Genomic DNA, 16,964 nt, shown 5'->3' on the forward strand with positions numbered 1-16,964 from the left:
ATCTTATTATCTCATAATGTATTATATTGTTTAGAAAAGTTTATTAATAATACACTATGATTAAAGTATCTTTTCAGGGTGAGCATGGGGCTTATTCTGAGCAAGCAATAACTAATTTCTTAAATCAACAAAATATTAAAGATTTTCAGACAATTCCATGCTTCTCGTTTTCAGAAGCAATTGAACATACTATAGCTGGTAAATCAAACTTTGTTATGATTCCCGTTGAAAACTCATTGGCTGGATCAGTCGTGCCAGCTTATGATGAATTAATTAAGAGTAATTTAAAAGTAAAAGCTGAAGTAGTTTTAAAAATCAAACACTGTTTAATGGGATTGGAGGGAGTGCAGCTTTCTGATGTTAAGAGTGTTATATCTCATCCTCAAGCATTATCTCAGTGTTCTAAAAGCCTTAATAAACTAAAACTTGTTCCTGAGGCTTTTGTTGATACCGCTGGAGCCGCAAAGTATATTTTTGAGAAGAATGTTAAAGATAATTTAGCAATAGCTGGAGAGCTTGCAGCAAAGACTTATGGGTTAAAAATTTTTCAAAACGAGTTTGAGGATGAACATTTTAACTATACACGTTTTCTATTAATGGGATATGACGATATTCAGGTTGATTTAGATAATAGTAAATATAAAACAACTTTACTTTTTTCTGTTGAAGATAAATCTAATGCACTCGTAAATACCTTAAATGTTTTTGGTAAACATAATATTAATCTTACAAAAATAGAATCTAGACCATCAAGAAATAGGGCCTGGAATTATTTGTTTTTTATAGATTTTGAAGGCTCTGAAGATGATGAAAATGTTCAAAAGGCTCTGTTGGAAGTGCTTAAAAAGAGTACTTTTTTGAAAGTTTTGGGCTCATATAAAAGCTATCATTATAATTAAAGGATATGGTTATGAGAAGGTATATTAGTTTTATACTAATATTTTTTAGTATTGTATTTGTTTATGCTCAAGATGATATAACGGTTTTATCTTTAAATGACTTTCATGGTCAGGTTGAGCCCAATAAAGACATGGTTGGAGCAGCAAAAATAGCTAGTTTTATAGATAATTATAAAAAGACACATCCAAATCTGGTAGTGGTTGCAGCTGGCGATAACTATCAAGGTACGGGTATATCAAATATTTCTCATGGTGATGTGGTTAATGATTTTTTTGATTACATTGGTGTTAAGTACTCTGCTGTGGGGAATCATGACTTTGATTATGGTCAGAAGAGGTTCAAGCATTGGTATGACAAGAATGGTATTAGATTTTTAGCTGCAAATATTAGTTATAAAGATGATTCGTTATTTGACTATTTTTATAGGAAATATACTGAGCAAAATTCATTAGGTTATATTAAGCCTTTTGGCTATGAAACCTTACCAAGTGGTAAAACAATATATTTTATAGGATTAGCGACCTTAGAAACTCCTGATACTACAGCAGAAAAAAATGTCTCGAATTTGAAGTTTATGAATCCTGTTACAAGCGCTAATAAATGGGTTAAGTACATAAATAACTATAATAAGCATAAACTGCCAAAACCAGACACAATAGTCTTATTAACTCATATTCCTACTGATCAACAGAACTCTGAAATCTTTTTTGCAAAGAGGGCTGATTTGGGCGATGAGTCAGAAATATATGCGGTGGTAAATGGTGTTGACGATATCTCAGCTGTTTTGACGGGACATAGTCATAAGTTTGTTAATGGTTTGAAAAACGGTGTTGTAGTTGAGCAAGGAGAGAGCCAAGGTAAAGATATAAGTGTTTTACACTATGATTGTCACACATCCGATGTATGTAAAGTAACACCTGAAGTTATTAATTTAGCTCAGGCTACAAAAAATCTTAAACCTAACAAGGAAGTTAGTAATATAATAGCTAAATACAATAATTCTGTTAAATCTGAGCTTGATAAGATCATAACAAAGGCTCCTGCTGATATGTCAGACGAAGCACAAGATGGTTACTACAATATTCCTTTAACTTATACATTAGCAGATATTATTAAAAATCAAACCGGTTCGGATTTAGCTCTTGTTAATTCTCATGGTATTAGAAGATCTCTACCACAAGGTAATATTACCTATGGCATGATATATGAGGCGATGCCTTTTGATAATATGGTAGTCACCATGGATATAAAAGGGAGTGATTTATTTAAATTGATTAAGCATAGTTTGCAGCCACTTGGAGATAAACAGGTAGGTGTTTTTGCTGGATTAAATATTACATTAGATAAATCAAATCAAATAAAAAGGATTTTAATCGACAATCAGCCTTTAGACGAAAATAATACTTATAAACTTGCAACTATTGATTTTTTAACTACTGGAGGAGATGGTTTCATCTTTGATAATGTTAAAAACTATAAAGACACTAATATTACTATCAGAGATATGGTAACTGAATATTGGTCGAAAAATAATGCTGATGTTAAACAGGGCTGGCAAAATATAACAGTACAATAACTTATGTCATATGAAGTTGATATAATATATAAAAATGTTAAAAATCTAAAAATCTCCCTGAGTGCCGACGGTGTAATTACAGTTACCTCGCCCAAAGGAGTTTCAAAAAAAGAAATTCTAGAGCTTTTACAAACAAAAAAAAGATGGATAGATAGGCATACTAAACGTTTACTGATCAATCAAAGATATGACTATAGTAATTATAATTTGGATGATGGAGATTGTATTTATTTTTTAGGGCGACAATATCCTATTCAAATAACTTGTTCAAAACATAACTTGGTTAATTACTGTGATGATTATATCGAGTTCTTACTAAATTCTAGTGTTATCAATAATAAAGAGTTTAAGCAAAAACTATTGGAAGAATTCTATAGGGATCAAGCAGACATTATTCTCAATAATCTTGTTGCTAAATATCTGAAAATCACTAATCAAGAAATAAATAGAGTAACAATAAAGAAGACAAAAACTAGATGGGGCTCATGTAACTACGTTAAAAAAAATATAAATCTAAATTTTAATCTGATTTTAAGAGATATAGAGGCTATAGAGTATGTGGTGCTTCATGAAATAGCTCATCTGACTCATCCTAATCACTCCAAAGAGTTTTATGACTATGTTTCATGCTATATGCCAGATTGGAAAGCTAGAGAAAAGAGATTAAAATAAGATATAATTTAATTATCTTGTATTATTTCAGTTTTAACTTTTGGAGGAGTTTTATGGAAAGTACGTTTGAGCTTTTTTCTATCGGGGTAGGGCCATCTTCATCTCATACTATAGGACCAATGAGAGCTGGCAGCAATTTTATTAGTTTGTATGAGGACAAGTTAACTGAAACCACAAGAATTAAGATTGATTTATATGGGTCACTTGCTCTTACTGGTAAAGGTCATAAAACAGATTATGCAGTTATTTTAGGTGTAATGGGGTTCTTGCCAGAATCTGTAGATATTGAATTAGCAAAACAGCTTTATGACGACTGTTTAAAGCAAAAAAAACTTAATTTAGGTCAAAAATTTGAAATTAACTTTGATTATGATCAGGATTTAATATTTCATTATGATGAATTTCTTCCAGAGCACTCTAATGGTATGCGTTTTTCGTTATTTGATGATGATAATAAGCTTCTTTGTCAAAAAGAATATTTCTCTATAGGTGGTGGTTTTATCGTTGATAAAAAACAAATAAAAAAAGATGAAGTTCCGACAGAGGTGGAGTGTAATAAGCCTTATAAATTCGCTAGCATGGCAGAACTAAAAAATATTTGTCAAAAAGAAGGTATGTCTATTGCTGAGATAATGTTTGAAAATGAGAAAACAGCTTATGGAGAACAATATTCTTTGAAGAAATTAGCTGAAATTTGGCAGGTTATGGAAACATCAATAGAAAAAGGCTTAACTTGTCCGGAAGCAATATTACCAGGTGGTCTTAAGGTTAGGAAAAGAGCTCCAAGTATGATAAAAAAACTTAAAGAGCAGAATGTTGTTAATACTGACTTTAACTATCTAAACGCCTTTGCAATTGCTGTGAATGAGCAAAATGCATGTGGTGAAAGGGTAGTTACAGCACCAACGAATGGAGCTGCTGGTGTGATTCCTGCTGTATTGAAGTATTATCTGCAGACTCATGAAATTATTAATCAAGATGAATTATCAAAAGTTGTTAATAAATATTTACTTGTATGTGCCGCTATAGGTATTTTATATAAATCAGGAGCCTCTATATCTGCTGCAGAAGTTGGTTGTCAAGGTGAGGTCGGAGTTGCCTGTTCGATGGCAGCTGCTGGCTATTGTGCACTGCTTGGTGGAGATATTGACTCTATAGAGTCAGCAGCAGAGATTGGTATGGAACATAATTTAGGATTGACTTGTGATCCTATTGGAGGATTAGTTCAGATCCCATGTATTGAGCGTAATGCAATGGGGGCTGTGCAGGCTATAAATGCTGCAAAGTTAGCTCATTTAGATACAGGCGAGAAGAGATTCGTTGGATTAGACTATGTTATTAAAGTTATGTATGAAACAGGTCTGGATATGTGTAGTAAGTATAAAGAAACCTCTCTAGGAGGTTTAGCGACCAATGTCCCTGTATGCTAATTCATTTCAATTATTCTACATAAATCATAAAATTCTACTACTGACAAAATTATACTAATTTAGTATAATTTGTTTGATTTATATATTTAATAGGCAGTATACAATGTATGATGTGAAAAAAATTAGAAAAGATTTTCCATTTCTTGAACAAGTAATTAATGACAAGCCTGTTGTTTTTTTTGATACAGGGGCTTCGGCTCAGAAACCACAAGCAGTCATCAATGCTGTAGCTGATGCATATAAGTTTAATTATGCTAATGTACATCGTGGAGCTTATCAGCTAAGCCAAGAAGCTAGCGACAGATATGAAAATGTACGTGTAAAGGTTCAGCAGTTTATAAATGCTAAGTCATCAAATGAAATTGTATTAACCAAAGGCACCACAGAGTCAATTAATCTGCTAGCAAATTCTATTGGCAAGTCAATTGTTTCTGAGGGAGATGAAATTATTGTTACTGAAATGGAACATCATGCTAATTTTGTGCCATGGCAAGTGCTCTGTGAAGAAAAACAATTAGTTTTCAAAGTGGCTAAAGTCAATGATAATGGTGAACTTGATATTCAAAACCTTTTATCTTTGATTACAGATAAAACTAGGATTGTGGCTATAACCTTGTGCTCAAATGTCTTAGGGACTATTAATCCTGTCAAAAAGATAATAGAAGACATTAAAAAGATTAACACAAATATATTAGTAGTTGTTGATGGTGCTCAAGCTGTTATACATTCAAAAGTGGATGTCCAAGATTTAAATTGTGATTTTTTTGTGTTTTCAAGTCATAAATTATATGGACCAACTGGTGTTGGTGTTCTATATGGTAAATATGAGTTGCTACAAAAATTACCTCCATATAACTATGGTGGGGATATGGTCAATGACGTAACAATTAATAAGACAACATTTGCGTTACCTCCGTACAAATTTGAGGCGGGGACACCTGATATAGTTGGTTCTATAGGGTTTGGTGAGGCTATAGACTACGTTAATTCTATTGGTATGGAAAATATAGCAAACTACGAGCAACAGTTATTAGAATATGCAACAACAGAGCTACAAAAAATTGAAGGTCTAAAAATAATTGGTCAAGCTCAAAATAAAGCAGGAGTCATAACATTTGTTGTTGATGGCTGTAATGCTGGGGATATTGGAGAGCTATTGGCTATAAAAGGTATGTGTGTTAGAACAGGCAAGCATTGTGCGCATCCTTTATTAAATAGAATGGGTGTTTCATCAACTGTGCGCATATCATTTGGTATGTATAATACGGTTGAAGAAATAGACTTATTTATTAAAGCATTGAAAAAAGTAATATCTCAATTAAAATAGTCACAATAAACTGAAAAGGTTAGATAATATGGTCGAAGTTTTTGATCCTAATAATAATATTCTAGAGGTCACAGAAGCTGCTGCTAAGCATTTTGAAAAGCATTTGGCTAAAGGCTCTGAAAACATAGGTATATATATAGGTACAAAGTTAATGGGCTGTTCTGGATTAGCTTATGATATAGATTTTGTTACTAAACAGCCAAATGATACAACGATAGTAGATAAGCATGGTCTAAAGTTTTTTGTATCTAATAAGTCCATGGATTTTTTAAATGGCTTGCAAATTGATTATGTTAAACATGACTTTGGACTATACAAATTAGAATATACTAATCCAAATGAATCAGCTCGTTGTGGTTGTGGTGAAAGCTTTACAATTTAGGAATATATAAAAAATGAAGACAACAGATGTAACTATAGTAAGAAGGCAAGTAAAAGCAGTAGCTGTTCCATTTGGTAATGAGATTGAGCTTATGCCTGGTCAGGAAGTTTTGGTAACTCAAGATAAAGGCGGAAGTTTTACATTAAACGTAAATGGTAATTTGCTCCACTTAGATGGAAAGGATGCTGATGCAATAGGTAAGCAGGTAGTTAAATATCCTGTTGAAAATTATGAAATCAAGCCTGGAGACCCTATAAATATGGATGCAGTTTGGGATCAGATGAGAACAGTTTATGACCCTGAAATTCCAGTTAATATAGTCGATTTAGGCTTGATTTATAATGTAGTTACTAGAAAGTTAGAGAATGGTAATTTTCATGTGATTATAGATATGACTCTTACAGCTCCAGGTTGTGGTATGGGCCCTGTACTAATGACTGATGTTGAGAAGCGTGTAGCAATGTTGCCAAACGTTGATAAGGTTGATGTTGTGATGGTCTTTGATCCACCGTGGAATTCGGAACTTATGACAGAAGAGGCTAAACTAGAGTTAGGATTATTTTAATTAAGTCATGACAAAAATAGCAATTTATCCTGGTACTTTTGATCCTATCACAAATGGTCATGTTGATTTGGTTGATAGAGCATTAAATATTTTTGATGAAATAGTGGTAGCAGCATCTACCGCATATGGTAAGAAAACTCTCTTTGATTTAGATACAAGAGAGCAAATGATTAGAGAAGTTTTCAAAGATAATAGTAGAGTTAAGGTTGTTAGCTTTGAGGGACTTCTGGTAGATACTGCCGCAAAGTATAATGCCTGTGCTATTGTGAGGGGATTAAGAGCAGTATCTGATTTTGATTATGAGTTCCAGATGTCTAGTATGAACAATAAGCTTAATAGCGATATTCAGACTATATTTTTAACTCCCAGTGAAAAATTTTCTTGTATATCATCCACTTTAGTTAGGGCAGTTGCTATTCATAATTATCAAAGAGTAGGTGAGTTTGTACCAGAGTGTGTATTTAATAAAATAAAGCTAAAATATTCTAAGGACTAGTATGGCATTATTGATTACAGATGATTGTATAAATTGTGATATATGTGAACCAGAATGTCCTAATGAGGCAATATCACAAGGTGAGGAGTATTATGAAATTAATCCTGACAAGTGTACAGAGTGTGTGGGTCACTTTGAAGAGTCTCAATGTACCAAGGTATGTCCAATAAGATGTATCATAACAGACCCTAATAATATCGAAAGCCAAGAAGAGTTATTAATCAAATATAGAATATTAACTTCATAAAAATTAAAAAAAACTTGGAAACTTTATTCTAATTTTGTATAATGCTTCAGTCTTATTTATTTACTACTAGTTTAAAAAAGAGTTTTAAAAGGAGCTTTTGATGAAATTAAAGAACATTGTTATCGCTACGACAGTACTATTAGGTACGGCTACGTTTTCATTTGCTGCAGGCTCTGACAATATGGATACGTCAGTAGATGCAAATTCAACAGCTACTCAAAGTAGTGCTGGAAATAGTTTCCTTGCTCCTTTTGCTAATACATATAGCTCTTTAACTAACAAAGACAATACTTGGGGTCCACAAGATAGAACAGGTCAGTGGTACTTTGGTGTAGATGCTAATGGTCTTGCTGGAACGCCTAATTCTCCTTCTGGAGCTGGTGCAAATATGATAATTGGTTATAACATCAATAAATATTTTGCAGTTCAATATAACCAATTAGTTGGTAGAGTATTTGCAGGTTTAGGTGAGGGTGTTATTAATTTCAGTAATAGTACTATGATCACTCCATATGCTGCTGGTGGTGCTGGTTGGGCTAATTTGGCTGGTCAAGCTACAGGTGCATGGGACGTTGGTGGAGGCCTTAAATTTGAGCTTTCTAGAGATGTTCAAGTAAGTGCTGATTATAGATATATTCAGACAATGGCTCCAAGTGGTATGTCAGGTGCTCAAGGTAGAGCGGGTACTAACATGATTGGTGGTGGTATTACATGGTTCTTTGGTGGCAAAGATGATAGTAATAATGATACTGGCAACATCCAAGACAATGGTGCTACTACAGCTGCAGAAACTACAGCTATGCCAACAATTGATGAATCTAAGTATGTTTTACCTCAAGGTATTAAGCAGTGTGAAGGTAACTTCAACTTAACTAAAGAAGGTGTTGCTTGCTATACTGTGAACGGCGATGATGTAACAGTTTATTTAGATACTAAATTTGCTTATGATAGTTCAAAATTAAACAGTAAGGGCAAAGATGCTATAGCATCTTTTGTTAACTTTGTTAAGAACAGTGATATTAAAACAGTAACAGTTAAAGGTTATGCTTCTCAAGGAACAACAGGAAGTGAATTTGAGATATATAACCAAAAACTTTCTGAGAAGAGAGCAGAAGCTGTAGCTGAGTACATGAAGCAACTAGGTTTAGATAATGATAAAATCATTACTAAAGGATTTGGCTATGAGAATACTTTAGATGGTATCCATAAGTCAGATGCTCGTAATCAACGTGTTCAAGCGAGTGTATCAGCTCCTTTAAAAGAAGAAGCTTAATTTCTTAATTTCTTAACTTATTAATATTAATCTCTCGAATTTTCTTTCATCATTTTTTAATTTAATTTAATTTAATTTAATTTAATTTATTTTATTTTAGATATTTAAATACTGATTTTCATATCATCATGTTGTAGAATCAGAAAATGTGAATATTAAGGTTCTCAATTAGTCTATTTTATTAACTATCTCTTATTGTACATCTAACTTATATTAGTAAGGGTCTAGATAACTATGGTACTTATCATATGTTTCTCTATGATGGTTATAATAAATGTCTGTTTTAAAGCAGGAAATATCCTACTAAGTGTTTTGGTGAATTTTGTTATACCATGAAGATTATCTTAGCGATAGCCTTTAAGAAATACGCTTGGGAAGTGCTACGGAGCAAGAGAATGATACTATTTTTGTAAAATAATAAGTAATAAATTTAGATAAAATATTTTGGATAAAATGAACAAATAAGGTTGCTAGCCTATAGCATCTCCCATTTGGAACATTGGCATATACATACTTACTACAAGGAAACCGACAACACCACCTAGCACAATCATAATTAGAGGTTCTAACATTGAGCTCAAACTTCCTACAAGTGTATCAACTTCTTCTTGATATACTCTATTAAGGTTTCCAAGCATTGTTTCTAAAGCACCTGACTCTTCACCAACAGCTATCATCTGTTCTACTAAGAATGGGAAGCTTCCTGTTTCAACAATAGCTTCTTTAAATGACGCTCCTTCACTGATACTTTTTTTAATGTCTATAGCTGCTTGGTCATACTTGGCATTACCTGTTGCTAATGAAACCATATCTAATGCTCTTGTTAAGCTCATACCTGATTGAACAGTAATCTCTAATGTACTAGCAAATCTTGCTAAAGCAGATTTGAAAATAACTTCACCAATTATTGGTATTTTAAGCATAAAATGGTCTTGAGCAACTTGTATCTTTGGGAATTTGAATTTCAGAGATTTAAATATTGATATTGATATGAAGATTACAAGAATAATTTTCCACCATGAATTTTGCATGAAGTTAGATGCATCAACAGTGACTTGAGTAATCGCAGGCAGGGGTTTTCCAGAGTTTATAAACATTGCTGAGAATGCTGGAACTGCAAAAGTTAAAAGTATCCCTGTTACACCAGCTGCTATAACACATACAACAATTGGATATGAAAGAGCTTTTTTAACTTTCTTTTTAATACTTTGTAATGCTTCACGTTGGTCAGCTATTTTATTAAGCATAAGATCTAGGTTACCAGATTCTTCTCCAGCAGTTATGAGACCTATATAAAGCTTATCAAAAACTTTTGGAAAATTACTCAAGGCTTTTGAAAATGATTCACCACCTTCGATAGCTTGCTTAATTTGGATGGCTAATATCTTTAGACGAGGGTGTTTACGAATACCCATTATGAAGACTTCAAAAGATTTAATAATTGGGATACCTGCTTTTGTCATTGTAGCTAGCTGACGAGTCATTTCCGTTATATCCTGATATGATATTTTTTTAGGAAGTAAATCTTTAGGCTGTTTTTTGACTTTAACATCAGTGTAGCCTTTTTGTCTTATTTGAATCTCAGCTTTTTCTTTAGTATCAGCATCTATGATTCCTTTTATGGTTTTACCATTTTTGAGCTTGGCCTTATAGCCCCAAGATGTAATCGTTATTTTGTTTTTATTCTTATTTCCAAATAGCATATTTTATCCTTTAACTTACTCTGTAAGCCTCTTCCATAGATGTTAACCCTTGTGAAACTCTTACTAGTGCTGACTGTCTAACTGTGGCAACTCCTTCTTTTTGAGCCTGTATTGCTAGCTCCATAGTGTTTTTGTCTTCTAATATCATTTTTGCAATTTCTCTAGAAACGGGCATAACCTCATATAAACCAAGTCTTCCTTTGTATCCTTTAAAGCATCTTGGACATCCTTTAGGATTTGGTTTGTATATCTTTGCACTCTTTACTTTTTCAAGTTTTGTACCGAATGTTTTCATAAGTATCTCGTCATTTAGACCACTATCTTCAACAAGTAATGAGAACTCGGTATCAGTATCTTCTAATTTGCATTTTGGGCACAATTTTCTTGTTAAACGCTGAGCAATAATCAACGTTACAGAAGTAGCAATATTATATCTAGGTAAGCCCATATCTACCAATCTGTTTAATGTTTCTGGAGCACTATTTGTATGTAGTGTTGACATAACCAAGTGACCTGTTTGCGATGCCTTAATTGCAATGGATCCTGTTTCAATATCCCTAATCTCACCGACCATGATTATATCTGGATCTTGACGTAAGAAAGATTTAAGAGCCGCGGCAAATGTTAAACCTTGTTTATTATTAACGTTAACTTGGTTGATACCTTTTACAAAAAGCTCGACAGGATCTTCTGCTGTAGAAATATTTTTTTCAGGTTTATTCAGAATGTTTATACCTGTGTACAAAGTAACTGTTTTACCTGAACCAGTTGGACCTGTTACTAGTACCATGCCTTGTGGTTGTTTGATATATTTAAGATATGTTTCTTTTTGAGTTTCTGAGAAACCTAATTGTTCAATTGGTATTTGTGTTGAACTAGAATCAAGAATACGAAGTACAACTTTTTCACCAAAACTTATTGGACATGTACTAACACGAAAATCAATAGCTTTTTCTCTTGAAAGAGAAATTTTAAATTTACCATCTTGAGGGATTCTTTTTTCTGCGATATCAAGGCTAGACATAATCTTAAGTCTTGATATAACTTTAGGTCCAAGATTTTTTTTGGTATTAAAAGTCTCTATTAGTAGGCCATCTATTCTGTATCTAATACGAAAGTTTTTTTCATATGGTTCAAAGTGTATATCTGAAGCACCTTTTTGTATTGCATCCACAATAGTATTGTTGATGAATCTAATGATAGGAGCTTCTTCATCTTCACCACTTCCTATTATGGCATCTCCTTCACGCTCACCTTCTTCAACAAAGTCAATATCAAGCTCACCACCAGCATTCATCTGCTCCTCAAGTTTTGATTCGCTTTCTACGTGTCCTTCATCTTTGAGATATTGATCGTACTCTTCAATCTTTTCTCGTATTAGATTAATTTCTCCTACAATAGGAGTAAAAGAATAATCATATTTACTGCGTAGTTTTTTTAGTATTTCTTGACTATCTATTGGATTAGCTATTGCTACATAAATGCTCTTTTTTCTTTTAAATAGTGGTAAACATTTATTCTCATTACAAAACTCAGCATCAAAGTAATCTTGTGGCAGAAAATTTACATTTATAGCAGTTAAGTCAATATACTGTAAACGTAACAGAGTTGCAGATTCAATCATAAATGATTTACTATCAACTAATTCATGATCAATTAGGTAGTCTAAGAGGTCTTGTTTGGCTAGTGATTTATCTAAACTTATCTCTTCAAGTTGCTCTCTTGTTATAAGCTTACGATGTAGTAGTAAAGAAGCTAGCTTCTTGTTAATATACGGACTATCAATCATTTATACTAAAATAAATCACAAAAATTAACAAAAATTATATCATGATTGAGATAATTATTAAAAAACAAAATATTCAATATAAATTAATAAAAAGGATTTATTTTAATAATATTTTTTAATGTATAATTCAAATCCGAGTTTAATAAATTTTTTGATATATGCATGTAGATAGATATATTTCTCATAGAGGCGCAAATAATGATGCTGTAGAAAATACAATAGAAGCCTTTCAAATTGCCAAGAATGCTGGGTTTAATTGGTTTGAAACAGATGTGCAAATGAGTTCTGATGGGGTGTTATTCTTGTTTCATGATGATACTCCAAAAAGGTTTTTTGATATTGATAAAAATGTTACTAATATGTCAATATTTAGCTTAAAGTCTTTAGAACTTGTTCATCCTAAGTTAAAGTCAACAGCTAAAATATTAACACTGAAAGAGTATATCGAGTGGGCGGAGAATAATAATGCTTTTTTGAATCTTGAAATTAAAGTAAGTAATGAAAATATAAGCTACCAAAAGACTTTAGTCGCTAAGGTTATTGAGCTTCTTGAGCATTATCCAACTATGAAATCAAAAATTTTATTGTCGAGCTTCTCAAAAGTGGTAATGAGAGAGTTAAGAAGACATAAAGATTTTACTCAAGGTAAACTTTTTTACACCGTTAACTGGGTTAGGGATTTTGAATATATTGATAGTGATTTTTATAAAGACTTTATTAAAAACAAATATATAGCAGTCATAATAAATTATAGCTGCTTAACCGATTCAAGAGTTAAATATTTGAAACGTAAATTTGGTAAAGTTTTTGTTTATTCTGTTTATACAGATGATGAAATTAAACACTTGCTTGAATGGCAGGTTGATGCGATATTCATTGATAAGAAAGAACAGTTAAATCTTAGTCTTTAGATAATCTTTTAAAAGATGTTCTACATCTATTATGATACTTTCACTATGAGGACAACCTTCAGGATAAAAGTACTTTAACTCGATAAAGCCTTCTGCAATTCTATATTTGAAAGTAACAAACGGATATTTTTCCTTAATCACTTCTAAGTTTTCTGCAAGCAGGCTTTCACCAATATTGAAAATATTCCATTTTTTACGAACTATTTTTCTTTTTTTACTTGTTTTGTTGTTTAGATTTAATGCCTCAAGCATAGGAATGCACTCTTTAGGAGGTCCAGGAAAAACATATATATATCGACCAGACTCAAACTCTAGTTTAAATCCGTTTGCAGTACCATTTTGATTTATTAAGATTTCTGAGCCCTGAGGAAACATAGCTTGTTTTTCAGTACCCAAAGTAATTCTACCATATTTTTCAATCATCCTTTTTTCTAGTTTGTGCCATGAGTCATCGTCTAAAGATAGACTTTTGTCAAAATATTTGGCAATTGACTCTGTGGTTAAGTCATCTTCAGTGGGACCCAAGCCGCCTATAGTTATAATGTTTTTATGATTTTGCTTTAGAAACTCTATACTTGAAACTATATCTTCATAATCATCTTTACACGATATATGAAACCCTATTTCAAAATCATTACTTACTAGGTATTTAGCAAAATTACAGGAGTTAGTATTGACTATATCTCCATCTACTACCTCATCGCCAATAGCTATAAAGCCGAAATCATATTTCATTATCTTCCTTACAAATTTTTGTAGAATTATTAAAATCCGCTATTCTTGGACATGATTTTTATGTATCATGATTTGTGAAGTATATATTAAGTGTATACAAGATTGAATATCTAAGGAGTCTTTAATGAAAATACTATCTACTAATGTTTATGTCGGACCTAACATCTATGCAAACTTTCCTGTTATTAAACATGAAATTGATTTGGGAGTGCTTGAAGAATGGCCATCTGCAAAGATTGGTCAGGATTTTGTAGATCGACTTGTGGATAGTTTACCAGGATTAGAAGAGCATGGTTGTTCATATAGAGAAAAGGGTGGTTTTATCCGTAGAATGAGAGAGGATGAAGGCACTTGGATGGGTCATATTTGGGAGCATGTAATACTAGAGCTTCAAGATATAGCTGGTAGTAATGTAACATATGGTCGTACTAGATCGACAGGTGAGCTTGGTTGTTATAATTTGGTCTATGAATATAAGCAAAAAGATGTTGGTCTAAGAGCTATGGAGTTGGCTAGAGATTTATTGATATCTTTATTGCCAGAGGATCTTAAAAAGCAAGTGGCTCATAAGAATGAAGATTTTGATTTTGAATATGAAAAAGTAAGGTTTATAAAATTTGCACAAAGCAAAGAATTTGGACCAAGTACAGCATCATTAATTGAAGCTGCTAAAAAAAGAGATATTCCGTATCTTAGATTAAATGACCATTCATTAGTTCAATTTGGTTATGGTAAATACCAACAAAGAATTCGAGCAACAATTACAGGTAAAACTACTAGTATTGCTGTTGACTTATCTTGTGATAAAAATCAGACGAATACTATTCTACAAGGTTTGGGGCTTCCTATGCCTAAGCAAAGGATGGTAACTACTGAAGAGGGAGCTTTAAGAGCTGCAAAAATCTTAGGCTTCCCATTAGTTGTTAAGCCTCTGGATGGTAATCATGGTCGTGGAATATCTATTAACTTAAAAACTATGCAAGAAATTAAAGATGCCTTTGTTGAGGCAAATAAAGTATCTAGATATGTTTTAGTGGAGCAGTTTGCTACTGGTTTCGATCATAGAATGTTGGTAGTTGATGGTAAGCTTGTAGCTGTTGCTAAAAGGGTTCCTGGTCATGTGATAGGAGATGGTAAACATAATATTAAAGAGCTAGTTGATATTGTAAATGAAGATCCACGTAGAGGTGTTGGACATGAGAAAGTTCTAACAAAATTAGAGTTGGACTATCAAGCTAAGACTTTATTGGGAGCTGCTGGGTATGATGAAAATACTATTCTTAAGGATGGAGAAGTTTTCTATTTAAGATCTACAGCCAACCTTTCAACTGGTGGTACAGCTATTGATGTCACTGATATTGTACACCCTGACAACAAAGATATGGCGGAAAGAGCTATAAAAGCTATAGGTCTTGATGTTGGTGGTGTTGATTTCTTGATAGATGATATATCACAATCTTATCACGATATTGGTGGTGCTATTTGTGAATGTAATGCTGCTCCAGGGTTTAGAATGCATGTGGCTCCTAGTGAGGGTAAATCTAGAGATGTTGCAGGTGCAGTAATAGATATGCTGATTCCTAAAGAACATGGTAATGCTAGGATTCCAATTGCTGCTATTACTGGTACAAATGGTAAAACTACAACATCACGTATGGTTGCTCATATGTGGAAAAATGCTGGGAAAATAGTAGGACTTACAACCACAGATGGTGTTTATATCAACGGAAAACTAACTGTAGCAGGTGATACTACAGGTCCAGCTTCAGCTCAAATGGTTTTGAAAGATCCTTCTGTAGAAATGGCAATCCTTGAAACTGCTAGAGGCGGGTTACTAAGAAGTGGTATGGGCTATGATTACTGTAATGTTGGAGCTTGTTTAAATATATCCTCTGATCACCTAGGTCTTAAAGGAGTTAATACGTTAGAAGACTTGGCTAAAGTTAAGAGTATAGTTCCTCAAGCAGCAAAGGATGTCGCAGTTCTAAATGCTGATGATCCTAATGTACTTAAAATGTCAGCTAAAGTAACAGCAAAATATATACTATATGTAACTATGAATCCAGAGCATGCTTTAGTTAAACAACATATACGTGCTGGCGGTAAAGCTTGTATTATTGAAAAGGGTGTTAATGGAGATATAATTACAATTTTTGATAATCATGTTCATATACCAGTTTTATGGACTCATTTGATTCCAGCTACAATGGAAGGTAAAGCTATCCATAATGTTCAAAACTCTATGTTTGCAATAGCTATATCTTACAGTATGGGTATGAGTTTAGATGATATTAGAGATGGATTGAGAACATTTGTAACATCATTCTACCAAGCGCCAGGTCGTATGAACTGGTTTGAGGAGCATCCATTTAAAGTACTGATGGATTATGGACATAATCCGGCAGCAATAAAGCTTGTGAGCCAGATGGTTGATAATATGGAGTTTGCCGGTAAGAAAATATGTGTTTTAGCATCACCAGGTGATAGAAGAGATGAAGATATCTACGAAATAGCTAAAACTGCTGCACCATATTACGATCACTTTATTTGTAAGCGTGATGATACTCTAAGAGGTCGAGCTCCTGATGAAGTTCCAAGAATGCTTAAAGAAGGTTTAATAGAGGCTGGTGTGACTGCCGATAGGATAGAAACTATCGAGAGTGAGCAAGAAGCTGTGGATCATGCTCTGGCAATGGCTCAGGATGGTGATCTGGTAGTTATTTTTGCAGATAAATTAAAAAGAACATGGAAGCAGATTATTTACTTTAACAAAGAAGATGCTGACGACAATAAAGAGCAAAAAGAAGAAAAGAAAGAAATGTTTTCTGCTTCTATTATTGCTCAGGATCCTAGTCTATCAGAAGAAATTTCTGAAGTTATAAAAGCAGGTGTTATAGCTGATGAGAGTGGTGTTAGAGTTATTTTTGATGAAGAAGATAACGACTAATTGTTTATTAC

The 16,964-nt window shown here is 33.0% G+C and carries 15 protein-coding genes; 12 read left to right on the forward strand and 3 right to left on the reverse strand.

All coding sequences use genetic code 11. The features are described from left to right. Nucleotides 1–56 precede the first annotated feature (56 nt). From pheA to F3D59_RS03810, 10 genes are all read left to right on the forward strand, one after another. Entirely contained in the window at nucleotides 57–899 is an 843-nt protein-coding gene (pheA, locus tag F3D59_RS03765) for a prephenate dehydratase (protein WP_150463855.1), read from the forward strand. A gap of 11 nt (nucleotides 900–910) precedes the next feature. Then, nucleotides 911–2,476, forward strand: coding sequence for a bifunctional metallophosphatase/5'-nucleotidase (locus F3D59_RS03770; protein ID WP_191092426.1), 1,566 nt, complete (start codon nucleotides 911–913; stop codon nucleotides 2,474–2,476). Between the two features lie 3 nt (nucleotides 2,477–2,479). After that, entirely contained in the window at nucleotides 2,480–3,148 is a 669-nt protein-coding gene (locus F3D59_RS03775) for a M48 family metallopeptidase (protein WP_150463857.1), read from the forward strand. A gap of 53 nt (nucleotides 3,149–3,201) precedes the next feature. Then, nucleotides 3,202–4,578 (forward strand): L-serine ammonia-lyase, encoded by a 1,377-nt coding sequence (locus F3D59_RS03780; RefSeq protein WP_150463858.1) that lies wholly within the window; start codon nucleotides 3,202–3,204, stop codon nucleotides 4,576–4,578. A 103-nt stretch (nucleotides 4,579–4,681) separates the two neighbouring features. Beyond that, on the forward strand, nucleotides 4,682–5,905 hold the full coding sequence (locus tag F3D59_RS03785) for an aminotransferase class V-fold PLP-dependent enzyme (protein WP_150463859.1): 1,224 nt from the start codon (nucleotides 4,682–4,684) through the stop codon (nucleotides 5,903–5,905). Nucleotides 5,906–5,933: 28 nt separating this feature from the next. After that, entirely contained in the window at nucleotides 5,934–6,287 is a 354-nt protein-coding gene (locus F3D59_RS03790; RefSeq protein ID WP_150463860.1) for a HesB/IscA family protein, read from the forward strand. A gap of 13 nt (nucleotides 6,288–6,300) precedes the next feature. Next, on the forward strand, nucleotides 6,301–6,852 hold the full coding sequence (sufT, locus tag F3D59_RS03795) for a putative Fe-S cluster assembly protein SufT (protein ID WP_013923377.1): 552 nt from the start codon (nucleotides 6,301–6,303) through the stop codon (nucleotides 6,850–6,852). Nucleotides 6,853–6,859: 7 nt separating this feature from the next. Next, complete coding sequence (gene coaD / locus F3D59_RS03800; RefSeq protein ID WP_013923376.1) at nucleotides 6,860–7,348, forward strand: pantetheine-phosphate adenylyltransferase; 489 nt, start codon at nucleotides 6,860–6,862, stop codon at nucleotides 7,346–7,348. Between the two features lies 1 nt (nucleotide 7,349). Beyond that, nucleotides 7,350–7,595 carry a YfhL family 4Fe-4S dicluster ferredoxin gene (locus F3D59_RS03805; protein WP_013923375.1) on the forward strand — a complete coding sequence of 82 codons (246 nt, stop codon included), beginning with the start codon at nucleotides 7,350–7,352 and terminating at the stop codon, nucleotides 7,593–7,595. Between the two features lie 100 nt (nucleotides 7,596–7,695). Beyond that, nucleotides 7,696–8,868 carry an OmpA family protein gene (locus F3D59_RS03810; protein ID WP_150463861.1) on the forward strand — a complete coding sequence of 391 codons (1,173 nt, stop codon included), beginning with the start codon at nucleotides 7,696–7,698 and terminating at the stop codon, nucleotides 8,866–8,868. 470 nt (nucleotides 8,869–9,338) lie between these two features. On the opposite strand, the gene F3D59_RS03815 is transcribed toward F3D59_RS03810, so the two are convergent. Both F3D59_RS03815 and pilB read right to left on the reverse strand, forming a co-directional pair. Next, entirely contained in the window at nucleotides 9,339–10,571 is a 1,233-nt protein-coding gene (locus F3D59_RS03815) for a type II secretion system F family protein (RefSeq protein WP_150463862.1), read from the reverse strand. Nucleotides 10,572–10,581: 10 nt separating this feature from the next. Beyond that, nucleotides 10,582–12,360 carry a type IV-A pilus assembly ATPase PilB gene (gene pilB / locus F3D59_RS03820; protein ID WP_146421176.1) on the reverse strand — a complete coding sequence of 593 codons (1,779 nt, stop codon included), beginning with the start codon at nucleotides 12,358–12,360 and terminating at the stop codon, nucleotides 10,582–10,584. A 158-nt stretch (nucleotides 12,361–12,518) separates the two neighbouring features. Here pilB and F3D59_RS03825 point away from each other — a divergent pair, with 158 nt between their 5' ends. Continuing rightward, entirely contained in the window at nucleotides 12,519–13,271 is a 753-nt protein-coding gene (locus tag F3D59_RS03825; protein WP_150463863.1) for a glycerophosphodiester phosphodiesterase family protein, read from the forward strand. Here the strand turns inward: F3D59_RS03825 and F3D59_RS03830 are convergent. Continuing rightward, nucleotides 13,254–14,006 carry a competence/damage-inducible protein A gene (locus tag F3D59_RS03830; RefSeq protein ID WP_150463864.1) on the reverse strand — a complete coding sequence of 251 codons (753 nt, stop codon included), beginning with the start codon at nucleotides 14,004–14,006 and terminating at the stop codon, nucleotides 13,254–13,256. The two genes, F3D59_RS03825 and F3D59_RS03830, sit on opposite strands and share 18 nt — an antisense overlap. Nucleotides 14,007–14,130: 124 nt before the next feature. Here F3D59_RS03830 and cphA point away from each other — a divergent pair, with 124 nt between their 5' ends. Continuing rightward, on the forward strand, nucleotides 14,131–16,953 hold the full coding sequence (gene cphA, locus F3D59_RS03835) for a cyanophycin synthetase (RefSeq protein ID WP_150463865.1): 2,823 nt from the start codon (nucleotides 14,131–14,133) through the stop codon (nucleotides 16,951–16,953). Nucleotides 16,954–16,964 lie beyond the last annotated feature (11 nt).

The organism is Francisella sp. XLW-1 (assembly GCF_008711455.1).
Classification (GTDB): domain Bacteria; phylum Pseudomonadota; class Gammaproteobacteria; order Francisellales; family Francisellaceae; genus Francisella; species Francisella salimarina.

Coding starts and splice junctions, on each gene's coding strand:
- pheA (WP_150463855.1), top strand. CDS start 57: ATGATTAAAGTATCTTTTCAGGGTGAGCATGGGGCTTATTCTGAGCAA.
- F3D59_RS03770 (WP_191092426.1), top strand. CDS start 911: ATGAGAAGGTATATTAGTTTTATACTAATATTTTTTAGTATTGTATTT.
- F3D59_RS03775 (WP_150463857.1), top strand. CDS start 2,480: ATGTCATATGAAGTTGATATAATATATAAAAATGTTAAAAATCTAAAA.
- F3D59_RS03780 (WP_150463858.1), top strand. CDS start 3,202: ATGGAAAGTACGTTTGAGCTTTTTTCTATCGGGGTAGGGCCATCTTCA.
- F3D59_RS03785 (WP_150463859.1), top strand. CDS start 4,682: ATGTATGATGTGAAAAAAATTAGAAAAGATTTTCCATTTCTTGAACAA.
- F3D59_RS03790 (WP_150463860.1), top strand. CDS start 5,934: ATGGTCGAAGTTTTTGATCCTAATAATAATATTCTAGAGGTCACAGAA.
- sufT (WP_013923377.1), top strand. CDS start 6,301: ATGAAGACAACAGATGTAACTATAGTAAGAAGGCAAGTAAAAGCAGTA.
- coaD (WP_013923376.1), top strand. CDS start 6,860: ATGACAAAAATAGCAATTTATCCTGGTACTTTTGATCCTATCACAAAT.
- F3D59_RS03805 (WP_013923375.1), top strand. CDS start 7,350: ATGGCATTATTGATTACAGATGATTGTATAAATTGTGATATATGTGAA.
- F3D59_RS03810 (WP_150463861.1), top strand. CDS start 7,696: ATGAAATTAAAGAACATTGTTATCGCTACGACAGTACTATTAGGTACG.
- F3D59_RS03815 (WP_150463862.1), bottom strand. CDS start 10,571: ATGCTATTTGGAAATAAGAATAAAAACAAAATAACGATTACATCTTGG.
- pilB (WP_146421176.1), bottom strand. CDS start 12,360: ATGATTGATAGTCCGTATATTAACAAGAAGCTAGCTTCTTTACTACTA.
- F3D59_RS03825 (WP_150463863.1), top strand. CDS start 12,519: ATGCATGTAGATAGATATATTTCTCATAGAGGCGCAAATAATGATGCT.
- F3D59_RS03830 (WP_150463864.1), bottom strand. CDS start 14,006: ATGAAATATGATTTCGGCTTTATAGCTATTGGCGATGAGGTAGTAGAT.
- cphA (WP_150463865.1), top strand. CDS start 14,131: ATGAAAATACTATCTACTAATGTTTATGTCGGACCTAACATCTATGCA.